Genomic DNA, 22,259 nt, shown 5'->3' on the forward strand with positions numbered 1-22,259 from the left:
GCCCAAAAGCCGCACGTAAAGTGCGGTGGACACTGGGTGCGCGCATTTTTCGGAAAGGTGATGATCAGGGCGTGCTGACCCACGCGATGACCAGTGGAACGGTCAGGATACTTGCGGCGGTCGACAGAAGGATAGCCGCCGATGCCCGATGAGGGGCGACGTTATAATGCGCGGCCAGCATATAGACATTTCCGGCGACCGGCAGCGCAGCGGCGGCAATGGCCACCGAGGCCGGAAAGGCGGCAATTGGCATGATCCACAGCAAGGCCACCGCCACACAGGCGGGATGAACCACCAGTTTGCAAAAACTCAACCACCCGGCGACCTGAACCCGTTCGGCGGATTTGGAGGCCAGCGACGCCCCGATGGCGAAAAGCGCGCCGGGTGTGGCTGCACCGCCAAGAATGGTCAGAAAGTCATTCAATGGCGCTGGGACAGGAAACTGCATGGCGGACCACAGCATTCCGGCCGAGATGGACACGATCATCGGGTTTTTTACCAGACCCAGTCCGATTAGTTTGAACGTGGCCGGGGCCAACCGCCCGTCGCGACCTGCATTGATCAGGATCACGATCAGCGACGAGAACACCACCAGATCAACGGTCAGCACCAGCATGACGGGGCCGATCGCGGCCTCGGTGAACAGAAGCGCGAGCATCGGAAGGCCCAGAAACCCCACGTTGCCGATAGCCGCGCACTGTGCTTCGACCGCGGCGGTTGGAATGTCGAGCCCGCGCAGCCAAGCGACGCAAGTGGCCAGTCCGTAGACGGCCACCGTGCCAATAAGATAGCCGATGACAAGGCGCGCGTTGAAAATCTCGGCGAAAGGCAGAGTGGCGGCAAACCGAAACAGCATCGCCGACAGGGCGAAATAGAACACGAATTTTGTCAGATAGGCCGTCGCCTCTTCGGTAAAAAAGCGGGTGCGACCGGCCCAGTATCCCAGGCCGATGATCGCGAAAAAAGGCAGGGTGCGCAAAAAGATATCGACCATGGCCGAAGTGTTAGCACGGTTTGGCAGAACGACAAGGCCGCGTATGTATGGTCATGGGGATCAAAGACCACGTTGAATACGTCTAGACAAAATTACAGGTTTTGTAGGGTTTCGGCGGCATCATTTTGTGCGAATCGTTGTGTCTGAACTAAACGGTTTATAAACTTTAACCTCTTCATCAACGGAGTGAGCATGTCAGAACCAGCCGCCATTTTGCGCACCGGACGCAAGTTCGATCAGGTATTGCGCGGTGCGCGCGAGGTGTTCATGGCGGATGGGTTCGAAGGCGCAAGTGTTGACGACATCGCGCGCGCGGCCGGGGTGTCAAAGGCGACGCTTTACAGCTATTTCCCTGATAAACGTCTGTTATTCATGGAAGTTGCGCAGACAGAATGTACCCTCATGGCCGAACACGTCGTGTCGATGGTGGACGATACGCTGCCGGTGCGCGACGTTCTGTTGATCACGGCCAAACAGTTGACCGCATTTCTTGTATCTGATTTTGCGCAACAGGTTTTCCGTATTTGCGTGGCCGAGCGCGACAGGTTCCCGGAACTGGGCCGCGCGTTTTTTGAGGCCGGGCCGAAACGCGGTACCGGCCACATTGCGGAGTATCTGCAACTGGCAGTCAAAAACGGCGAATTGGCGATTGAGGATGTGCAACTCGCGGCCGAGCAGTTCTCGGAGTTGTGTAAGGTGCGGATCTGGGCGCGGGCCGTTTTTGGAATTCAGAACCAGTTTTCGCAGGACGAAATAGATGCGGTCGCCTTGCAGGCGGTCGACATGTTCATGGCAAATTACGGGGTTCGATAGGTCGGGATTTGGTTAAACTTTAGGCATTGGGACGTGGCTCTGCGCGTCGCCTCAAGGCTGGGTTTGACTGCGCCGGAATAATAGCGAACCATCGGGTGTATGAAACCTAAGGCCCGGAACTTTTGACCAGTGTGAATTCCAGTTTCTCGCGCCGGCTGGCTGAGCTTATCGCGCAGATCTACCCTGACAAGGACGTGCCGGACATTGCGAAGCGCGTGTCCGAGGCGTTCTGGCCAACCGGCACACATCGTCGCAAACAAGGACGCAAGCCGGGCAATGGTCTTTGGTCCGAGAAAGACAGCGTTCTGATCACCTACGGCAATTCGATCGAAGATCAAGTGCACAAGCCGCTTGATCTGCTGCATGATTTTCTGATCCGTCACCTGAACGGGGTGGTCAACGGCGTTCATATCCTGCCGTTCTTTCCATTCACCTCCGATGATGGGTTCGCCGTATCGGATTATTACAGCGTCAGTACGCAGCTGGGAGGTTGGCCGGACATCACTCGGATTGCCAGTGATTTCCACCTGATGTCCGATCTTGTGCTGAACCATGTCTCAAGTCAGGGTATGTGGTTCACAAATTATCTGCAGGGTAAACCGCCACATAACCGGTTCTTTTTCGAAGCTTCACCCGAGGATGATCTGTCTGCGGTTGTCCGTCCTCGCACCACGCCGTTGTTGCGGCAAGTCGATACCAGCGAGGGCGAGAAATACGTTTGGTGCACTTTCAGCCACGATCAGGTCGATCTGGATTTCTCGAACCCCGAGGTTCTGATCGAGATGCTGCGGATCATCCGCCTGCACATCGACAAGGGCGTGCGTATACTGCGACTGGATGCGGTGGCGTTCGTGTGGAAAGAGATCGGAACGAATTGCATCCACCTGCCGCAAACGCACGCCATCGTGCAATTGTTGCGACTGTTGTGCGACTATGCCACCGAAACGCTGGTTCTGCTTACGGAAACCAACGTGCCGCGGACTGAAAACCTCAGCTATTTCGGCAACCGGAACGAGGCGCACGCGGTTTATAACTTCCCTCTGCCGCCTTTGATCCTGCATGCGATGCAATCAGGTACGGCGCAATATCTGCGTGAATGGCAGGCCGCGATGCCACCCGCGCAGCTGGGCTGCGCCTATCTAAACTTCACCGCCAGCCATGACGGCATCGGGATGCGCCCCGCCGAGGGCGTTTTGCCCCCCGAGGAAAAGGACCGAATGATCGACACGGTGCGCCGGATCGGCGGATTGGTTTCGATGCGCGCGCTGCCCGACGGGCGCGAGGAACCCTATGAGCTTAACTGCGGTTACTTCGACGCTATGTCCGAGACGTTCCACGGGTCCGATCAATATCATCTGGCACGGTTCATCTGTTCGCAGACCATCGTGATGTCTTTGGAAGGGATACCGGCCTTCTACATCCATTCTCTGCTGGCCACGCCCAATGATCACGAGGCGGTCGAACGACGCTGCATGAACCGGGCGATCAACCGGCATCGCTGGCACTATCCCGATTTGTTGGCACGTCTGGCCGATCCGGGGTCAAATCAGGCGCTGGTATTGTCAGCGCTGTCCAAACGTCTGCACCTGCGGTCGCAGCAACCGGCCTTTCACCCCAACGCCACGCAGTTTACCCTGCGGCTGGATGATCGCGTCTTTGGCATCTGGCGGCAGAGTCTGGATCGCAGCCAATCGATCTTTGCGCTGCACAATGTCTCGGCTGAATTGGTCCATGTCAGCCCCGCCGAGATCAATATGATCGCCGAAGAGGTCTGGACCGACGCATTGACCGGCGAAATCCTAGCCACCAACGGCCCGGATATTGTTCTGGCTCCGTATCAGTGCCGCTGGATCACGAACGCGGGCTGAATTCGTCCAGATCGTCGGATACGGCGGCCTTGAGACGCAGCAGAAACTCGGGGTCGGCCGAATGCACTCGGTTCCATGTAGGGATGAACGGCGTCTCATGCGGGTTGTCCAGAAACACCTGCCCGGCGCGAATGATGTTTTCGGCGAACAGCTCGATGGACTTCTCTTCCTTGTGGCGGTCCAGTTCCAGCCCGTTCATCTTGGCATCGGTATAGTAACCCTCGAGCAGATCCAGCGCCGAGCGATAGTAGGTCGCCTTGAGCGTGCGGAACGTATTGGGCGTAAACACGGTGCCATCGGCGGCCAGTTTGCGGAAGATCGCCTTGCAGATATCGGTGGACATACGCGACAGGCCGCGATTTGCGTCCTCGGGCGAAAGGTCTTGATGTTTGTGGTCGTAATTGTCGGCAATCTCGACCTGACAGACGGATTTCGGGGCCAGATTACGCCACGCTTCAGACAATACGCCGATCTCTAGCCCCCAATCGGATGGAATGCGCAGGTCGGGCAGGGTGGGCGTGCGGATGGCGAACTCGCCCGACAGCGGATAGCGGAAACTGCGCAGGTAATCGAGGTAGTCGCGATCCCCGATCACCTTTTTAAGCGCGATCAGCAGCGGGCTAACCAGCAGGCGCGTGACGCGGCCGTTCAGCTTTCCGTTCCCGATGCGCGGATAAAAGCCCTTGGCCATCTGGAACGGAAAGGTTGGGTTCACGACCGGATAGACCAGACGATCCAGCATTTGCCGGTCATAGGTCACGATATCGCAATCATGGATCGCCATCACCGAACTGTCGGCGCAAGCCAGCAGATACCCTATGCAGGACCAAACATTCTTGCCCTTGCCCGGCTCTTGCGGCGCCAGTCCCAGTTCTTGCAGATGCGCCTGCAACGCAGTCAGGCGGGGGCTGTCATTCCAGATGACGGCATGGTTTTGCGGCAGATCGGCAAAGAACGCCCGCGCGTGGCGATATTGCGTCTCATCCGCTTGATCCAATCCAATGATGACGCGGTGCAGATAGGGCACTTGCGCCAGTTCGTGCAAAATCCCGGCCAATGCGGGACCTGCCAACTCTGAATAGAGGCAGGGCAGGATCAGAGTGATCTTGCGCGTCTCGGCAAAGACCGAGATTTCATGGGCCAACTGGCCAGCGGGCCTGCTGCGCAAGTTATGCAGGGTGGTGATGTTTCCGTTCTGGTGAAAATCGGCCATGTCGTGCGCCTCGTTTTGTCAAAGATCCCGGGTCAGCGCCAAAATCGCGTCCGACCAACCTTGTGGACCTGCCTGTTTTGTTCTGAGAATGCGGGCTTCGGTATCGGACGGAAACTGCGATATCCCAACGCTGTGGGGGTTGTGCACGACCACGCCGTGATCGGCCAGCTCCAGCATCTCACGGTCATTCGGAGCATCCCCCAAAGCGATCGTCAGACGAGGGGTAAAGTGGCTGATAACCTCGCGCATCGCGTCCGCTTTGGTCGAGCCAAACGACAAGGTCAGAAATCGCCCACCCTGACGCGCGTGCAATCCGTGTTCCTGCGCGGCAGCAAGGAATGCTTCAAGGCCTGAAGTGGAGCCAGTCCACAGGCCCGGCTCGCTAAACCGACGCTGTCGGGCAAGCGACGCCTGCTGGGGGTCGAGGCCCGTCAAATTGGCGATCTCGCTATCGGACATATCCCCGAAGCCTTCAAATCCCTTGGGCAGTTCTGCGAGACTTGCGCGCAGCTTGGCATAACAGGTTTCGCCGCTATTGGGCTGGTCCGGCCATAGAACGCCCGAGCCGTTTTCAACGATGGCGGGCATCCCGACAAGCCCGAGTTCCTGTTGCAGAGGCAGAATTTCAGCCGCGGTTTTGCTGCTGGCCAAGACCAGACCGGCCTTCAGATAAGACAGGCGCTGAAGCCCGGGTTTGGCGGCTGCCCAGCTATAGTCGTGATGATCCAGCAGCGTCCCGTCGAGATCGGAAAAAACCAATAAATCAGGCGCGCGTGTCATGGCCGGGGAGGGGTCGTGCAGAGTTTCATATCGTGAAATTAGAAAACCATGCCCCAGCGAAGTAAATGTATAGCGGTGATAAATGCGCCAAAAGAACAACCCGCGCCTAAAAAATAGGCGCGGGGGTACCCAGGTCACTCGATAAACGTTTTGGCCAACCGGTCGCTGATAGGTTGCGACAGGTAGGTAAAGACTGCCCGTTCGCCGGTATTCACAAACAGATCGGCGGGCATTCCCGGCACCAGATCCAGTGCCGCGATCGCCTGCGGCTGATCGGCGTCCAATTTGACGCGGGCTTTGTAGTAAGCCTCGCCTGTGCGGTCGTCTTCCAGCGCGTCGGCTGAAATGTCGAAGATCTGACCATTGGCTTCGGGGACATCGGCCTGCGCGAAAGCGGACAGGCGGATACGCGTGGTTTGCCCGATATGCAGCTTGTCGATGTCACCGGTCTTGACGCGGGCTTCGACGATCAGGGCCTGATCGGCGGGCACGATGTCCATGATCGGCTCACCGGGTCGGATCACACCACCGGTTGTTGATACCGCCAGGTTCACCACACGGCCGCTGGTCGGGGCCAGAACCTGCGTGCGGTTCAGACGGGCCAGCGTTCCTGCAAATTGCGGACGGACCAGATCAAGCTGGGCTTCGACTACGGCCAGTTCTCCGGCGATGACCTCATCACGCAGTTTCTGCTGGCTGATCAGCGACAATTCCAGTTCCTGCATCTGGTTTTCGGCTTGCGCGATTTGCGTGCGCAGCGAGGCATCGACACCATTAAGACGCTCCAACTCGATCCGGCGCGCGCTGACACGGGTGACAGCAACCAGACCTTTGGCCAACAGGGATTCCAGATTGGTCAGCTCACCTTTGGTGATCTCGATCTGGTTTTGGGTGCTTTGGCGTTGCTCATTCAAACCCGCGATCTGGGCACGCAGACCCGACACGCGCTGCGCGTTGATTTGGGCTTCGGTGTTGCGGGCGCGGGCCTCGGCATCGAAGAGTTGTTTCTGCGTCAGATAGGGCGAGACCCAATGCAGGCGCTCCATGTCTTCCTGAAAACCCGCAAATGCGGCAGCTTCGTCGAAGTGACCTTGGCCGCTCATCTGTGCCAGCAGACGGGCGCGGCGTACTGAAAGCTCGCCCAACTGGCTGCCCTGCACGCTAAGATCGACGTCGATCTCGGTGCTGTCGAGCCGCACGAGGGGTTGCCCGGCCCGCACAAACTCGCCATCCGTGACGAGGATTGCGTGAATGATGCCGCCATCCAGATGCTCGACCGTTTTGCGGTCGCCTTCGACCACGAACGAGGCAGGGGCAACTACTGCGCCGTCCAGTTTCGAGGCCAGGGCCCAATAGGCGCTGCCGCCGACAAAGGCCATCAGGGTGAAGACGCCGAACAGGATATAGCGTCCGATATTTGATGTGGTGTCGTTGATTTCCTTCAGCTGCGCCTCGTGAAAGGCAACTGCACCGTAGGATTGGGAGTGGGGAACCAAGTTTGTCATTGGGCTGCTCCGCTGATCTGAATTTCATTTGCAGGGCGTGGCGACGGGGTCGCAGCGCCGGGTTGATTGGGGGTATCAAGAACGTTGCGCCGGTTAACCTTCAGCACGTCGTCTTTGTCGCCGAATTGGGTCTGGTTACCGTCGCGCAGCACCATGACCTTGTTGGCGGTTTGCAGGGTGGCCGGACGGTGCGTCATCACGATCGAGATCGCTCGGCGGGCTTGCGCGGCCAGAATAGCGTCACGCAGAGCCTGTTCGCCTTCGGCATCCAAGTCCGAGTTCGGTTCGTCCAGAACCAGAACGAACGGATCACCATAGAGCGCGCGGGCCAGGGCCAGACGCTGGCGTTGACCACCGGACAGGAAAAAGCCCTTGCCGATGCGCGTTTCATAGCCGTCGGGCAGCGAGCTTATCAGCTCGTGCACACCGGCCTCGCGGGCGGCACGCAGAACTTCGGCGTCGTCGATGGCGATCGAGAAGCGGCCGATGTTTTCGCGGATCGTTCCGTCGAACAGCTCGACATCCTGCGGCAGATAGCCGATCTGTTTGCCGAGGTCTTCGTTGTTCCATTTCGATAGCGGGCTTCCATCCAGCAGAACCTCGCCGCGCTGCGGGAACCAGATCCCGGCCAGCATCTTGCCCAGCGTGGTCTTCCCCGATCCGCTATGTCCGATCACAGCCAGCACGTCACCCGGTTGCAGGCTGAAATCGATACCGCGGACCGTGGCGTTCATCGCACGCGGCGGACCAGCCTGCGCGATTTTGACGTCCAGCGATTTGAATGCGCGTGGCAGGTTCAGATTGGTCGGCGCTTCCGCATAATCCTCGGTCAGTTTCTTGATCTTGGCATAGGAACCGCGCGCGGCCAGGAAGGTGCGCCACTGGCCGATCAACTGGTCGATAGGCGACAAAGCGCGGGCCAGAACGATGGTTGCAGCGATCATCACACCGGCGGTGGATTCCCCGGTGATGGCCAGTGCGGCACCCAGACCCAGTATGGCTGATTGCAGGCCCATACGGATTGTTTTGGACAGTACCGAGAAGCTGGCCACACGGTCCGAGGCGCGCGTCTTGTACTGGTGCGCATCGGCTTGCAAGGCAGTCCAACGGCGCATCAGGTCTGACTTCATTCCCAGCGCATGCACAAGTTCGGCGTTCTTGTCGCTGATGTTGAACAGCGCGTCAGAACGTCCACGCGCCTGCGAGGCTTGCTCCATCGGGCCGCGGGCGCGCGAGTTGTTGATCAATGCCATGATGGTCAGGGTCAGCGCGCCGACCAGACCCAGCAGGCCCAGCAGTGGGTGCAGAACATACAGCACCATCAAATAGATCGGGATCCAGGGGGCGTCGAAAAAGGCGATCAGGGTCGTGCCCGAGATGAACTCGCGGAAGCCGTTGACATCCTCGACCAGATGCTCGCCGGCGTCGCTTTCGCCCTGCACTCGGCGGCGCATCGCAGCGCTGAGGACGGGGGCACCCACGGTCAGCTCGAACCGGGCGGCCAGACGGCCCAGGATGCGCATCCGCATCAGGTCAAGGCAGGCGATTACAATGAAAACACCAACCAGAAGAACGGACAGAGCGATCAGTGTGTCGACGTTCTGGCTGGTCAGAACACGGTCATAGACCTGTAGCATGTAAAGCGGCCCGGCCAGCATAAGCAGGTTCAGAAACAGGCTGAAGAAGGCGACCGCAACAAAACCCTTGCGCAGTGACCCCCAGGCAGTTTTGACGGGATTGGCTTGCTTGAACATTTCTTTGACCCTTTCCGGTTTGAAGAACGGGGCGACCCAAGGCCGCCCCGCAGTTGGTCAGTTACGCGACAAAGTCGTCGTCGTTCAGGTCGGTGCTGTTGACACCGGCGAGGCGGACGGACCCTTCACTGCCGAAGGTGATGACCGCGTCGTCGCCATCTTGTGCAACGCTGACACTGCCGTCGAAGTCGGGTCCGAATTCGCCGAACTGGAGCTGGTCCAGACCGACTTCGAAGTCCTGAATGACGTCGTTGCCGAAGTTGCCTTCGAAGACGAAGGTGTCGTTGCCTGCGCCACCGATCAGGATGTCATCGCCACCCTCACCGTTCAGCACATCGTCGCCGGCCTGACCGTTTAGGGTGTTGGACCCCGAGTTGCCCGACAGGATGTCGTCGCCACCATTCGGGCTGCCAGCGTTGTTCGAGCCGTTGATGTTTTCAAACCCAAACACCTGATCCAGGATTGCACCATCGGGTGCATTGACCTGTGCAACGCCGTTGCCTTCTTCATCCAGATCCAGAACAACGCCCGGCCCTGCAGTGAACAGCGCGGTGTCGATCCCTTCGCCACCGATGATCACGTCGGCACCTCCGAAGGAATGGATCGCGTCATTGCCGGCACCACCGTCGAGGATGTTGAACTCGTTGTTGCCAAGGATCAGGTCATCCCCGTCCGAGCCTACAACGTTTTCGAAGTCATCAACTTCGGCGACTATCTGGCCATTCTGGATGATGGCACCGTCCTGCGGACCTTCATCACCGCTGCCAGCAGGGTTCGGCGAAGGACCGCTGAGGTCCAGATCAACGGTTACACCGTCAAAGCTGGAGACGTCGATCGTGTCGCTGTCATCCGAGCCGACAACCCGCTCGATCGAGCGCAGGATGTCCACTTCGATCTGGTTGTCGATGACGTCCTCGCCGATGACACCTGTGCCACCAGTGGCTTCGGTATCCAGCGTTGCACCAGCATCTACCAGCGTGTCCTGCACGACCGGGCCGTTCTGACCAGCAGGTGCATTGTGCAAGTGCACAGCCGAGACAACACCCGGGATCGGAGTCAACAGATCAGCTTCGTTCAGGCCCGTCACGCTCAACTCGCTGGAATAGGTGACTTCACCGGTTTCCAAGTTTTGAGTGACGACGAGGGTCGCCTGACCGGTCGCTTCGCTGTCGGATGTAGGACCAGGCTCCTGCGAGGCGTCCAGACCACCGCTCAGCGTGACAGTACGGATGCCATTCTCGGTCACGTCGCTGTCAACCAGCAGTTGCCCGCGAATTTCACCAGCCGGGAAGTCCGATGTGTGGATGTTGTAGTACAGGTTGCCCTGGACTGCCTGCTCCACGAACTCGGCGCCGTTGGTGATGGACGATCCGAACTGATCCGGTGCTGCAACAACCGCGTCGGTGACGGTGACGTTAAAGCCTGTGTCACGGGTGGCAGTGCCATTGCCGTTTGCATCCAGGCTGACTTCGACCGCGACATCCAGATCCGAGAAATCGGCTGTGTCGATGCCTTCGCCACCGTCGATGAAGTCATTGCCCAGACCGCCGGTGATGACGTTGTCTGCGTCGCCTGCGATCAGAACGTCATCTCCTGCGCCGCCCGAGATATCACCGTTGGTGGTGCCCAGGTCGACAAAGATGTCGTCGCCGTCGCTCAGCAGAACGTTGCCGTTGATCACGCCTTCGTCGTCGTTGACGATGGTCACGAAGCCTGCATCCGATGCGTCGATCGCATTGACCGTGCCGCGGATTTCGCCTTCGTTCAGGATCGCGCCAACCAGGTTCAGGCCGCCATCAACGCGGATACCTGCTGCGGCGTCCGAGTCCTCGGAACCGGCGATCAGGCCTTCGTTGACCACAACACCCGCGAAAGAGGCGTCGTCCTGGCTGGTGAACAGGCGCAGACCGTCACCGACCTGGTTGCCTTCCAGCGCATCGCCACGACCTTGCAGCGTACCTTCGTTGATGACTGCTGCGGACACGATGTCCCCCGACTCGTCGCCGGTTTGCAACGAAACGGCGGAACCGTTATTGCCTTCGCCTGCATCGACCAGACCCGAGTTGGTGAAGCTGTAGTTGTCAGCAGTGCCATCGGCATAGACTGTGCCGTTGCGCTGATCGCCAGTGCCCAGGATTTCGCCTTCGTTGACAACATCCAGACCGATCCCGTCGATATTCACCGCACGGCTGTCCGATGTCACAGTGCCACGGTTGACGAACGAGCCGCCTGTGTGATCACCTGTGCCAAAGTACACACCGTTCTGGCCGCCTTCGAACAGACCGCCTTCTTCGTTGATCAGCTGACCTTGGAAGTTGACGTTGTTCACCGCACGGAACGCACCGACGGTGCCGTTTGCACCTTCGGATGCAACGGTGCCCGAGTTGGTGATGGTTCCCGAGAACGTGCCCGTGTTGCCGACATTGCCAATACGGATGCCGTCTCCGGCGCCATTGGTGCCTGCCGCCGCGTTGCCGCGACCCTGGATGGTGCCTTCGTTGTTCAGCTCAAAGCTGTTCTCGCCTGCAATCTCAGCGCCAAAGCCCGAACTTTCATTGCCTTCGCCCGCATCGACCACACCGGTCGAAAGGTTGTTAAAGGTAAAGTCCTGCGCAGTGCCATCAGCATAGACTGTGCCGTTGCGCTGATTGTCGGTGCCAAGGATGTCACCGGCGTTGTTCACTTCCAGACCGATGCCATCAATGTTGAACGCGCGGCTGTCGGACGAGATGGTTCCGCCTTCCAGGTTGTTGAACACACCACCGGTGTGATCTGCGCCCTCACCGTTGACCGGGTTGCCGAAATAGACACCATTCTGCACGCCCGAGATATCGCCCGAGTTGTTGAACTCACCTTGGAACGAGACGCCGTTTACAAAACGTACGCCAGCGACGGTACCGTTTGCGCCTTCCGAGTCGATGGTGCCGGTGTTGTTGATGACCGCATCGGTGGTGCCGATGTTGCCGACATTGCCGATCCGCACGCCGTCACCGGCTGCGTTTGTGCCCGCTGCGGCGTTGCCGCGACCCTGGATCGTACCGGCGTTGTCCAGCGTGAACGAGGTCACGCCGTCTGGTGCGTCACCGATTTCAACACCAAAGCCCGAGCCTTGGTTGTGCTCGCCCGCGTCGATGGTCCCGGTTACGAGGTTGTTGACCGAGAAATCATCGGCGGTGCCATCGGCATAGACGGTGCCGTTGCGCTGATCGTCGGTGCCCAGAATGTCGCCACCGTTGATCAAGTTAACCCCTGTGCCATCGATGTTTACGGCGCGGCTGTCGGATTGGATGGTGCCGAAGTTCAGAACGTCAAGATCATGTTCACCCTGGCCGATATACAGACCGTTCGCGGCACCTTCGATCACCCCGGTCGAGGTGTTCAGGATTTCGCCTTCGGTGTTGGCGCCGTCGGCGATGCGGATACCACCGGCAGTGCCTTGGGTGCTTTCCGACGTAATCAGGCCGCTGTTGACGATTTCGGTTTCCAGGATGGTGCCCTCGGCGCCGTTGTCGACGCGGATGCCGTCGCCGGCCAGCGATGTGTTCGATGCTGCCTGACCGCGACCCTGAATGGTTGCGCCAAAGCCGTTGAAGATGTCGGTTTCGACACGATCGCCGACCTCGTCACCCACCTGCAGCGATACACCTGCGCCCTGGTTGCCTTCACCTGCGTCAACGGTGCCGCCCGTGAAGTTCGAGATCGAGACGTCCTCGGCGGTCGAGTTGGTGTAGATGGTGCCGTTGCGCTGATCGCCGGTGCCGATGATGTCACCAAAGTTGCGAACGTCGATTCCCTGGCCCTGAATGTCCACAGCCCGGCTGTCCGAGCTGATCACGCCGCCTGCAAAGTTGTCGAGGCTGCCCGAGCTTTCGGCGCCAGCAAATTGCACGCCGTTGAATTCGCCCAAGATCTCGCCAAAGTTGCGGATCGAGGCGCTGCCTGTGACCTGAACACCGGTTGCCAGCGCGTCAGGGCCGTTGTTGGCTTCGATACGGCCGGTGGCGAAGTTGAAGATGTCGACGTCCTGGCCTTGGGCTTGAACAGCGGCAACTGCGTTGTTGGTGATGATTTCACCAAAGTTCAGCAAACGCGAAAAGTCATTTGCCAGTACAAAAGCCGGGGTGTCATCAACCACGGTGCTTTGCGCGAAGTTGTTAATTAGAGTCTGACCATCACGAGAGGTCTCTTGCGCCAGCGTGGACGTCGTCAAGAGACGTGCGCGAAGGCTGCTTAGAAGTTGGGACAGCATTGGATACTCCGTCAAAAATTGTTTCGTTTTGCAGATCGCTCGCTGCGATGGGCGTTCCGCGTATCAAAGGGGTAGCCAGCCGTGCCGGTCAGCTAAAATTCATCCTTCGAATTGGGGGTATAACCAACGCAAATACTCACGTTATTCGTGAAGATTTTCAGCGTCGATTGGATTAAAAACAATGACTTAGCCGAAATCAGATCACTTCGGTAAACTATTCGGTTGCGACAGTTGACACTTATGTGACCAGACGTGATCGTGTTTTCATACACGAGGGGTAGCATTGGGGTAAGAATTGGTCGGCCCGCAGGGGTGCGACTCGGTTTTTATAGTTTGCGAATATGAATTTCAGAGATTTGGAATATGTCTTGGCCATCGCCAAACATGGCCAGTTCAGTCAGGCCGCCGCGGCCTGCAATGTCTCGCAACCCGCATTGTCCAATCAGGTCAAGAAACTTGAGCAAGAGTTGGGAGCGGAACTGTTTCTGCGCCTCAATAACGAAGTGCGTCCGACAGCCTGTGGTCTACAAGTTCTGCGCATTGCCGAACGTGTTCTGAACGATGCGCAAAAGATCCGCGATACGGCGACCCAGTTCCGCGACCCCGAGGCGGTTCCCTACACTATCGGGATGACGCCGACGCTGGCCCCTTATCTGACGCAGTATTTCTCGGACCTGTTCAGCGCCCTGTTCCCGAACATGCGTGTGACGATGATCGAGGACCTGCCGCATAACATGTTGCGCATGGTAGAAGATCACACATTGGATCTTGCACTGGTCGCCAAGGTCAACAACACCGAGACGCTGGAGTTCACGTCGATCTGGTCCGAGCCGTTGTTTCTTGCGGTGCGCGAGGGGCATCCGCTTTGCACCCTGCCATCGATTGCGCCTGAGGAAGTGCCGCGTCACGATTTCATCCGCCTGCCGCATAGTTTCGGCTATGAGCTGGAAAACCGTCTTCCCAAGATCGACCCGGCAAACCGCGCCAGTAAGCGGTTCGACCTAAGCGCGCTGCGGTTCGAGACGATCTGTCGGCATATTTGTCATTCCGACGATTGTACAATCGTGTCGGCCCTGGCGGCCGAGCAATTCAAACGCGACCGCTGGCCTTTGTGCTTTATCCCCTTTGACGCGCCGGGCAACCTGCGCGATCTAGGCGCGGCGACCCGTCCGGGTTGTCCAAGACGGCCGCTTTTGGATCGGATCGGGGCGTTCGTTCTGGAACAGCCTCCGGTCGGTGTGGCCCCAACATTCCAGATGTGATCGCGGAAATCCGAAAACTTGCGCTGTATCAAAGTCGGCGCGACTGATTCCCCTCAAAGCTAGGAACAGAACCGGGCCGTCCCACGCCGGATGGCTGTCTTTGCGTATGCACGCGCTCGCGGACTCGTTAACTTTGTTGACAATGGATTTTGTATTTTGGATACATTGAACAGTGATTTCGCGACGGCAAGCGTTGCCAAAGAGTGTTCTGACAAAAAAGCGCTAAGCGAAAACCAAGCAATATTTACTGGGAGAAACTCATGAAACTTAAGTTTTTGGCCGCAACCGCAGCGATTGCGTTGTCCAGCGCTGCGGCACAGGCAAATACGTTGGTCTATTGCTCGGAAGGCTCGCCCGAAGGTTTTGACCCGGCGCTGTTCACCGCTGGCACCACCTTTGATGCGTCCTCGCACCCGATCTACAACCGCCTGCTGGAATTTGAGACCGGCACCACCAATGTGATCCCAGGCTTGGCCGAAAGCGTCGAGGCAAGCGATGACGGTTTGGAATATACGTTCAAGCTGCGTCAGGGCGTCAAATTCCACTCGAATGACGAATTCACCCCAACCCGCGACTTCAACGCCGATGACGTGATCTTCTCGTTCATGCGCCAGAAGGATGAAGGCCACCCATATAATCAGGTGTCTGGCGGTACGTGGGAATATTTCCAGGGCATGGGTATGCCCGATCTGGTCGAGTCCATAGAAAAGATCGACGACTACACGGTGAAATTCACGCTGTCCAAACCCGAGGCGCCTTTTGTCGCAAACATGGCGATGGACTTTGCCTCGATCCTGTCGGCTGAATATGCCGATGCGATGATGGAAGCGGGCACACCTGAAAAGCTGAACACCGCGCCTATCGGCACCGGCCCGTTCTCATTCGTGGCCTATCAGAAAGACGCCGTGATCCGCTATGCGCAGAACGCTAATTACTGGAAAGCACCGGCGGATGTGAGCAATCTGATCTTTGCGATTACGCCTGATGCGTCGGTCCGTTATCAAAAGCTGAAGGCGGGTGAATGCCACATCATGCCTTATCCGAACCCCGCCGACATTCAGGCGATGCAGGATGACGCTGACATCAACATGATGGAGCAAGAAGGCCTGAACGTGGGTTATCTGGCTTACAACACCACGATGGAGCCGTTCGACAACCCGAAGGTGCGCAAAGCGCTGAACATGGCGATCGACAAGCAGTCGATCATCGACGTTGTGTTCCAAGGTTCGGGGCAAGCGGCCAAGAATCCGATCCCGCCGACCATGTGGGGGTATAACGAGGCCATCACCGACGATGCCTATGATCCCGAAGCGGCCAAGGCGATGCTGGAAGCCGAAGGCGTCAGCGATCTGTCGATGAAAGTCTGGGCGATGCCGGTTCAACGCCCCTATAACCCGAACGCCCGCCGCATGGCCGAGCTGATCCAGGCAGATTTCGCCAAGGTCGGCGTGGATGTCGAGATCGTCTCCTATGAATGGGGCGAGTACCTGTCGCGCTCAAAAGAGCTGAACCGCGACGGAGCTGTGCTGCTGGGTTGGACCGGTGACAACGGCGACCCGGACAACTTCCTGGCCGTGCTGCTGGGCTGTGACGGCCGCGAAGCCTCGAACCGTGCACAATGGTGCCACGAGCCTTTCGAAGATCTGATCCTGAAGGCCAAGCAGACCACCGATCAGGCCGAGCGCACCAAGCTGTATGAAGAGGCGCAGGTCATCTTCAAAGAGCAAGCCCCCTGGGCCACCATCGCACACTCGGTCGTTTACATGCCGATGCGCAACGAAGTGCAGGGCTACAAGGTCCACCCGCTGGGCGGTCACATCTTCTACGGCGTCAGCGTCGAATAAATCATCACTCACGGATCGGAGCCGCCCGTATGACGGCTCCGGTTTTCTTTTTTGGAGGTCGGCCCCTATGCCGGATTTGTCCGAGTACCGTCAACTGGCAACGGACATGTCAGTCGATGCCGTGGCCCTCGTGCCCGGTCCCAATTTCACCCGCGCGTTGGGGAAACCCTTCATGAGCCACGAGCGACCCTTTGTGGTCGTTGTCCCGGCCCAAGGTAGTCCCGCCGCGATTGTCCCCAATCTGGAGCTTGGCACCTGGGCGCTGGTCGGCTTTGACGGTGCCGTGTTCGATTGGATGGACCAGACGGGCTATGACAGCGCTTTTGCTGCTTTGGCTGCGCATATGCCGCTGACATCGCTGGCTGTCGAAGGGCAGGTGATGCGGGTCTTTGTGTCGAAGGCTTTCACCAACGCGCTACCTGATCTGCGCATTGTGGATGCCGAACGCGAAATCTCGGGCTTGCGGATCATAAAGACCGATGACGATATCGCGGCACTGCAAGCTGCCATTGATATCTCGGAACGCGCGCTGGAGCGTGTGATAGCCGATGTGCGCGTCGGACAGACGGAAAAACAGATCGAACAGGCGCTGATTCAGGCACTGTTCGCCGAGGGTGCGGCCTCGTTGGCGTTCGCACCAATTGTGGCGGCTGGTGACAATTCGGCCCAACCGCATGGCAAGGCGCGAGCGGATTACCAGATCAAACCCGGCGATGCGTTGTTGTTCGATTTTGGCGCGCGCAAACACGGCTTTGCCGCCGATATCACCCGTACGTTCTTTGTGGACGAAGTTTCGGACGAGGGCAGGGATGTCTACGACACCGTCCTGCGGGCCAACCTCGAAGGGTTCAACGCCTGTCGCCCAGGCATGACGGCGCATGGCATCGACGATGTTGTCACCCGAGTACTTGAGGCATCGCCCTATGCTGACCGTATCCGCACCAAGACCGGGCACGGGCTGGGCCGCGACGTACATGAAGCGCCCTATATCATGCGTGGAAACCATCAGGCCATCCTGCCGGGCATGGTCTGGACCAATGAGCCGGGGCTTTATGACCTTGGAAATTTTGGTGTTCGGATCGAAGATGATGTTCTGGTGACGCAGGATGGCTGCCGGTCACTGACCCGCTTTCCCAAAGATCTCACAATCATAGGTCGCTGATGTTTGGCTACTTCCTTTCGCGCCTTGGAATGTTCGTTCCGACATTTCTGGGCGTGACGCTGATTTCCTTCATGTTCATCCGGGTGCTGCCCGGCGATCCCATCATCGTCATGGCCGGAGAACGCGGTATGACTGAAGAACGCTATCAAGAGATGGTGGTCAAGCTGGGCTTCGACAAACCGGTGCTGCAGCAATACTGGGACTATCTGGTCGGCGTTATGCATGGCGACTTGGGCGAAAGCTTTGTCACTAAGAAACCGGTCTGGGATGAGTTCTTTGCCCTGTTCCCCGCCACGCTGGAACTGTCGATCTGCGCAATGATCTTTGCGGTGGCTCTGGGCTTACCTGCGGGTGTGATTGCAGCCGTGAACCGAGGCAGGTTCTTTGACCGCGCGTTGATGTCCTCGGCTTTGGTTGGCTATTCGATGCCGATCTTCTGGTGGGCCCTGCTGCTGATCATCGTGTTCTCGGGCAATCTGGGTTGGACGCCGGTATCGGGGCGGATCGACCTGCTGTATTACTTCCCCAGCGTGACCGGGTTCATGCTGATCGACAGCCTGCTGTCAGGGCAGGAGGGGGCGTTTACGTCAGCCGTGCGTCACTTGATCCTGCCGACCATCGTACTGGGCACCATCCCGCTGGCGGTGATCGCGCGCCAGACTCGCTCGGCCATGTTGGAAGTTTTGGGCGAGGATTACATTCGCACCGCCCGCGCCAAGGGCCTTTCACCCACGCGGATCAACGGGCTGCATGCGCTGCGCAACGCTCTGATCCCGGTGATAACAGTGATCGGCCTGTCGGTCGGCACGCTGCTGGCCGGTGCGATCCTGACCGAGACAATCTTTAGCTGGCCGGGAATCGGCAAGTGGATGGTCGACAGTATTTTCCGCCGCGACTACCCGGTGGTGCAGGGCGGGCTACTGATGATCGCTGTGATCGTGATGCTGGTGAACCTGCTGGTCGATGTCCTTTACGGCATCATCAACCCCAAAATCCGGAGACGGTGATGGCCGAGCTTTCCGCAACCACCCCCAAGACCGAGGACCGCCCAAGCGCCCTGCGCGAATTCTGGTTCTATTTCAGCGAAAACCGCGGCGCGGTGATCGGGTTGTATGTGTTCATGGCCTTCGTAATCTGCGCGGCCTTTGCGCCTTTGCTGGCGCCCTACGACCCGACTGAGCAGTTCCGCGACCACATCCTGCAACCCCCCGCGTGGCAAGAGGGCGGCAGCTGGGCCTTTCCGCTGGGCACCGATCCGTTGGGGCGGGATATGCTGTCGCGGCTGATCATGGGATCACGCTATTCCTTCTTTGTGGGCATCGTTGTTGTCTGTGTGGCCGTGACGGGCGGCGTGATCATCGGGCTTTTGTCCGGCTTTGCGCCGAAATGGGTCGATACGCTGATCATGCGGGTGATGGATATCATCCTGTCCTTCCCCTCGCTGCTGTTGGCGCTGGTGCTGGTGGCTATTCTTGGGCCGTCGCTGACCAATGCGATGATCGCCATCGCCATCGTTTTTCAGCCGCATTACGTGCGCCTGACCCGAGCTTCGGTTCTGTCTGAGCGGCAGAAAGATTATGTGACCTCGGCCCGTGTGGCGGGCGCGGGCAAGGCGCGGCTGATGTTCAAGACTGTGCTGCCTAACTGTCTGGCCCCTATCATAGTGCAGGCGGCATTGTCTTTCTCGACCGCCATTCTGGACGCTGCCGCGCTTGGATTTCTGGGGATGGGCGCGCAGCCTCCCACGCCGGAATGGGGCACCATGCTGGCCGAGGCGCGCGAGTTCATTCTGCGCGCTTGGTGGGTCGTCACCTTCCCCGGCCTTGCCATTCTGGTCACGGTGCTGGCGATCAACCTGATGGGCGACGGCCTGCGCGACGCGCTGGATCCGAAACTGAAGCGGAGCTGACGATATGAGTTTGTTGGATATCCGAAACCTCACTGTCGAATTCGCTACCGCCTCGGGCAAGTTCCGTGCCGTGGACGGGGTGGACCTCTCTGTCGACCGGGGCGAGCTGATGGCCATCGTCGGCGAAAGCGGCTCGGGCAAATCCGTGTCGATGCTGGCTCTGATGGGGCTGTTGCCTTGGACCGCTACAATCACCGCCGACCAGCTGAGTTTCGAAGGCATCGACCTGACCAAAATTTCGGCTCGTGACCGGCGCAAGATCATCGGCAAGGACATCGCCATGATCTTTCAGGAGCCGATGTCGTCGCTGAACCCCTGTTTTACTGTGGGCTTCCAGATCAAAGAAGCGCTGCGTATCCATCTGGGCCTGAACCGCAAGGATCGTCACCAACGCGCGATCGAGCTGTTTGATCAGGTCGGCATTCCCGCGCCGGAAAGCCGGTTGAATACCTTTCCGCACCAAATGTCAGGCGGTATGAACCAGCGGGTCATGATCGCCATGGCGATTGCCTGCAACCCCAAGCTACTGATCGCTGATGAGCCGACGACAGCGCTGGACGTCACCATTCAGGCGCAGATTCTGGACCTTCTGGTGCGGCTGCGCGATGAACAGGGGATGGGTTTGGTGCTGATTACCCACGATATGGGCGTGGTGGCCGAAACCGCCGAACGCGTGCAGGTGCAATACGCCGGTCAGAAGGTCGAGGAACAACCGGTCAAAGATCTGTTCCGCACCCCGCGCCACCCCTATACCTCTGCGTTGCTAAGCGCACTGCCGGAACGGGCGACCTCTAAAATGTTGCCGACGATTCCGGGTGTGGTGCCGGGGCAGTTCGACCGCCCCAAAGGCTGTCTGTTCAGCCCACGCTGTCAGTTCGCCGATGGCACCTGTCAGGCCATCCCGCCCACACCGCATAGCGATTTGTTCGGCAAGGCGCGGTGTCACCATGTCGAAAGAATTGCAGCCGGAGAAATGGCATGACAGCTCCTATCGTTCAGGCAAACGCGCTGGCGCGACACTATGAGGTCAAGGGCGGGTTGTTGTCGAAATCGGCTACGGTCAAAGCCCTGTCCGGCGTCGACTTCGCGCTGCAACCGGGCAAGACACTGGCGATCGTCGGCGAGTCGGGCTGTGGCAAGTCCACTCTGGCGCGCGTCGTTACGATGATCGAAGAGCCGACCTCGGGCACGTTGTCCATTGACGGGGTCGATATCACGCCGTCGAAATGGGCGCAGATGCGCGATACGGTGCAGATCGTGTTTCAGGACCCCTATGGCTCATTGAACCCACGCCAGCGGATTGGGCAAATTCTGCAGGAGCCGCTGATCATCAACCGCCCTGACATGTCTGCCGCCGACCGCGAAGCACGGGCGCGCGAGATGATTGATCTGGTCGGGCTGCGGTCGGAACACTATGACCGCTATCCGCACATGTTCTCGGGCGGTCAACGTCAGCGGATCGCAATTGCACGCGCGCTGATGCTGAACCCCAAAGTACTGGTGCTGGACGAGCCGGTCTCGGCCTTGGACGTGTCGATCCAGTCGCAAATCCTGAACCTTCTGGTCGAATTGCAAGAGCGCCTGAACCTTGCCTATCTGTTCATCTCGCATGACCTGTCGGTGGTTAAACACTTCGCCGATGATGTGATCGTTATGTATCTGGGCCGCGCGGTCGAGCACGCCACGAAAGACCAACTGTTCGCCGCCCCCCGTCATCCCTATTCCAAGGCGCTGTTATCGACCACGCCGCGCGCGGACCCTGAGGCGCGCAAGGAACGGATCAAGCTGGAGGGCGAGTTGCCCTCACCCATGAACATCCCCAAAGGCTGCGCATTTGCGCAAAGATGTTGGCTCGCAACAGATGAATGCCGCGCAGCCCCGCCCGATCTGTCAGGCGAAGCCCATCGCGTGGCCTGTCTGCATCCGCTGGACTGACCCTAGTCTTCGGGGTTTCGCGTTGCCGTGACCATGGCCAGCAACTGGTCTTTGGTGCGTTGGATGTGCCGGGTTAGCAGATCGCACCCAGCTTCCACATCGCGCGCGCGGGCAAGGGCCAGCAACTCGCCATGATCACGCTTGGCGGGTTCGCGCTGTTCCATGACGCTTAGATGCATACGGACATAGCGATCCGATTGCACATTGACCCGTTGCAGAATGTCATTGGTAAGCCCGCGCCCTGCCGCTGCATAAAGCGCCTTATGATATTCATAGTTCAGACCGCCCCAGCGCCCGACATCGTAGGCTTCGTAGGATTTCTCCATCTCATCCAGCAACCTTTCGCATATGGCGAAATCGGCTTCGGTCATAAGTGGGATCGCGCGGCGGAACAGGTCAACTTCGAGCAACACGCGTAGGTCGAATATCTCGGCGATTTCGTCCAGCGAGTGCGTGGTCACGGCAGCGCCGCGATTGTTGGTCAATTGTACCAGCCCTTCGGCATCCAACCGCTTGAGCGCCTCGCGGATCGGCATACGCGAGACATCATAGTCCTCGGCCAGCGCTTCTTGGCGGATGGTCTCACCCTCGGCCATCTCGCCGCTGAGGATTCGCTCGCGCAAGTCATTGGTAATGACATCTGGCAGGCTTTGCCGTGGGATCGCGCGGGTGCTTGGCATTGTGTTCATCTCGGGCAGTGCATTTTGTATCCAAAGTACAAACTGGAGGCGAGATTTCCAAGGCCTTAGCGAATGAGTATTTTGCGCACCCAAGCTGACCTGACATTCGGTTGATGCAGCCATTAAAATAAAACCCCAGACTGCTGATGCGATCTGGGGTCCATTGGTAAGTGATTTGGTGCCAGGGTTAGCCCTGAACAACATCCTGCCGTTGCACGCCCAGTCCTTCGATCCCCAACTCCATCTTGTCGCCGGGCTTCAGATAGGTTTGCGGGTTCTGTCCCATCCCAA

The 22,259-nt window shown here is 58.6% G+C and carries 16 protein-coding genes and 1 pseudogene; 9 read left to right on the plus strand and 8 right to left on the minus strand.

Features of this window, described 5'->3' with window-relative positions; genetic code table 11:
• Positions 1 to 64 precede the first annotated feature (64 nt).
• Positions 65 to 994 carry an AEC family transporter gene (locus ACR0CA_RS08305; RefSeq protein WP_170789836.1) on the minus strand — a complete coding sequence of 310 codons (930 nt, stop codon included), beginning with the start codon at positions 992 to 994 and terminating at the stop codon, positions 65 to 67.
• 192 nt (positions 995 to 1,186) lie between these two features.
• Between ACR0CA_RS08305 and ACR0CA_RS08310 the strand changes: the two genes are divergently transcribed.
• Both ACR0CA_RS08310 and ACR0CA_RS08315 read left to right on the plus strand, forming a co-directional pair.
• On the plus strand, positions 1,187 to 1,807 hold the full coding sequence (locus tag ACR0CA_RS08310) for a TetR/AcrR family transcriptional regulator (protein WP_170773104.1): 621 nt from the start codon (positions 1,187 to 1,189) through the stop codon (positions 1,805 to 1,807).
• A gap of 131 nt (positions 1,808 to 1,938) precedes the next feature.
• Positions 1,939 to 3,675: a sugar phosphorylase gene (locus ACR0CA_RS08315; protein WP_480898272.1), complete on the plus strand. Its 1,737-nt coding sequence runs from the start codon at positions 1,939 to 1,941 to the stop codon at positions 3,673 to 3,675.
• Here the strand turns inward: ACR0CA_RS08315 and ACR0CA_RS08320 are convergent.
• From ACR0CA_RS08320 to ACR0CA_RS08340, 5 genes are all read right to left on the minus strand, one after another.
• The gene (locus tag ACR0CA_RS08320; protein WP_480898242.1) at positions 3,659 to 4,888 is read right to left on the minus strand and encodes a glycosyltransferase family protein; all 1,230 of its coding nucleotides are present in this window, start codon (positions 4,886 to 4,888) and stop codon (positions 3,659 to 3,661) included. The two genes, ACR0CA_RS08315 and ACR0CA_RS08320, sit on opposite strands and share 17 nt — an antisense overlap.
• An 18-nt stretch (positions 4,889 to 4,906) precedes the next feature.
• The gene (locus ACR0CA_RS08325; RefSeq protein WP_480505890.1) at positions 4,907 to 5,668 is read right to left on the minus strand and encodes an HAD-IIB family hydrolase; all 762 of its coding nucleotides are present in this window, start codon (positions 5,666 to 5,668) and stop codon (positions 4,907 to 4,909) included.
• Positions 5,669 to 5,802: 134 nt separating this feature from the next.
• Positions 5,803 to 7,173: an HlyD family type I secretion periplasmic adaptor subunit gene (locus ACR0CA_RS08330; protein WP_480898244.1), complete on the minus strand. Its 1,371-nt coding sequence runs from the start codon at positions 7,171 to 7,173 to the stop codon at positions 5,803 to 5,805.
• Positions 7,170 to 8,927: a type I secretion system permease/ATPase gene (locus ACR0CA_RS08335; protein ID WP_480898247.1), complete on the minus strand. Its 1,758-nt coding sequence runs from the start codon at positions 8,925 to 8,927 to the stop codon at positions 7,170 to 7,172. The genes ACR0CA_RS08330 and ACR0CA_RS08335 overlap by 4 nt, the downstream gene beginning before the upstream one ends.
• Positions 8,928 to 8,988: 61 nt before the next feature.
• Entirely contained in the window at positions 8,989 to 13,176 is a 4,188-nt protein-coding gene (locus ACR0CA_RS08340) for a beta strand repeat-containing protein (RefSeq protein ID WP_480898248.1), read from the minus strand.
• A gap of 341 nt (positions 13,177 to 13,517) precedes the next feature.
• On the opposite strand from ACR0CA_RS08340, the gene ACR0CA_RS08345 reads away from it, so the two are divergent.
• The 7 genes from ACR0CA_RS08345 to ACR0CA_RS08375 all read left to right on the plus strand — a co-directional run bounded on the left by ACR0CA_RS08345 (position 13,518) and on the right by ACR0CA_RS08375 (position 21,288).
• Positions 13,518 to 14,438: a LysR family transcriptional regulator gene (locus ACR0CA_RS08345; protein WP_480898250.1), complete on the plus strand. Its 921-nt coding sequence runs from the start codon at positions 13,518 to 13,520 to the stop codon at positions 14,436 to 14,438.
• Between the two features lie 260 nt (positions 14,439 to 14,698).
• Positions 14,699 to 16,282, plus strand: coding sequence for an ABC transporter substrate-binding protein (locus tag ACR0CA_RS08350; RefSeq protein WP_480898252.1), 1,584 nt, complete (start codon positions 14,699 to 14,701; stop codon positions 16,280 to 16,282).
• A 67-nt stretch (positions 16,283 to 16,349) separates the two neighbouring features.
• Positions 16,350 to 17,444 (plus strand): M24 family metallopeptidase, encoded by a 1,095-nt coding sequence (locus tag ACR0CA_RS08355; RefSeq protein ID WP_480898255.1) that lies wholly within the window; start codon positions 16,350 to 16,352, stop codon positions 17,442 to 17,444.
• Complete coding sequence (locus tag ACR0CA_RS08360; protein ID WP_170789827.1) at positions 17,444 to 18,451, plus strand: ABC transporter permease subunit; 1,008 nt, start codon at positions 17,444 to 17,446, stop codon at positions 18,449 to 18,451. The genes ACR0CA_RS08355 and ACR0CA_RS08360 overlap by 1 nt, the downstream gene beginning before the upstream one ends.
• Positions 18,451 to 19,353 carry an ABC transporter permease subunit gene (locus tag ACR0CA_RS08365; RefSeq protein WP_170785567.1) on the plus strand — a complete coding sequence of 301 codons (903 nt, stop codon included), beginning with the start codon at positions 18,451 to 18,453 and terminating at the stop codon, positions 19,351 to 19,353. Before ACR0CA_RS08360 ends, ACR0CA_RS08365 begins: the two co-directional genes overlap by 1 nt.
• 4 nt (positions 19,354 to 19,357) lie before the next feature.
• Positions 19,358 to 20,335, plus strand: coding sequence for an ABC transporter ATP-binding protein (locus ACR0CA_RS08370; RefSeq protein WP_480898258.1), 978 nt, complete (start codon positions 19,358 to 19,360; stop codon positions 20,333 to 20,335).
• Positions 20,332 to 21,288: an ABC transporter ATP-binding protein gene (locus ACR0CA_RS08375; RefSeq protein WP_480878316.1), complete on the plus strand. Its 957-nt coding sequence runs from the start codon at positions 20,332 to 20,334 to the stop codon at positions 21,286 to 21,288. Before ACR0CA_RS08370 ends, ACR0CA_RS08375 begins: the two co-directional genes overlap by 4 nt.
• Positions 21,289 to 21,290: 2 nt before the next feature.
• Here the strand turns inward: ACR0CA_RS08375 and ACR0CA_RS08380 are convergent, their stop codons facing one another.
• Positions 21,291 to 21,968: a GntR family transcriptional regulator gene (locus tag ACR0CA_RS08380; protein ID WP_170773079.1), complete on the minus strand. Its 678-nt coding sequence runs from the start codon at positions 21,966 to 21,968 to the stop codon at positions 21,291 to 21,293.
• A 187-nt stretch (positions 21,969 to 22,155) separates the two neighbouring features.
• A pseudogene (locus tag ACR0CA_RS08385) lies at positions 22,156 to 22,259 on the minus strand (2-hydroxyhepta-2,4-diene-1,7-dioate isomerase); the annotation flags it as partial.

This window comes from Ruegeria sp. F12, from assembly GCF_056533885.1.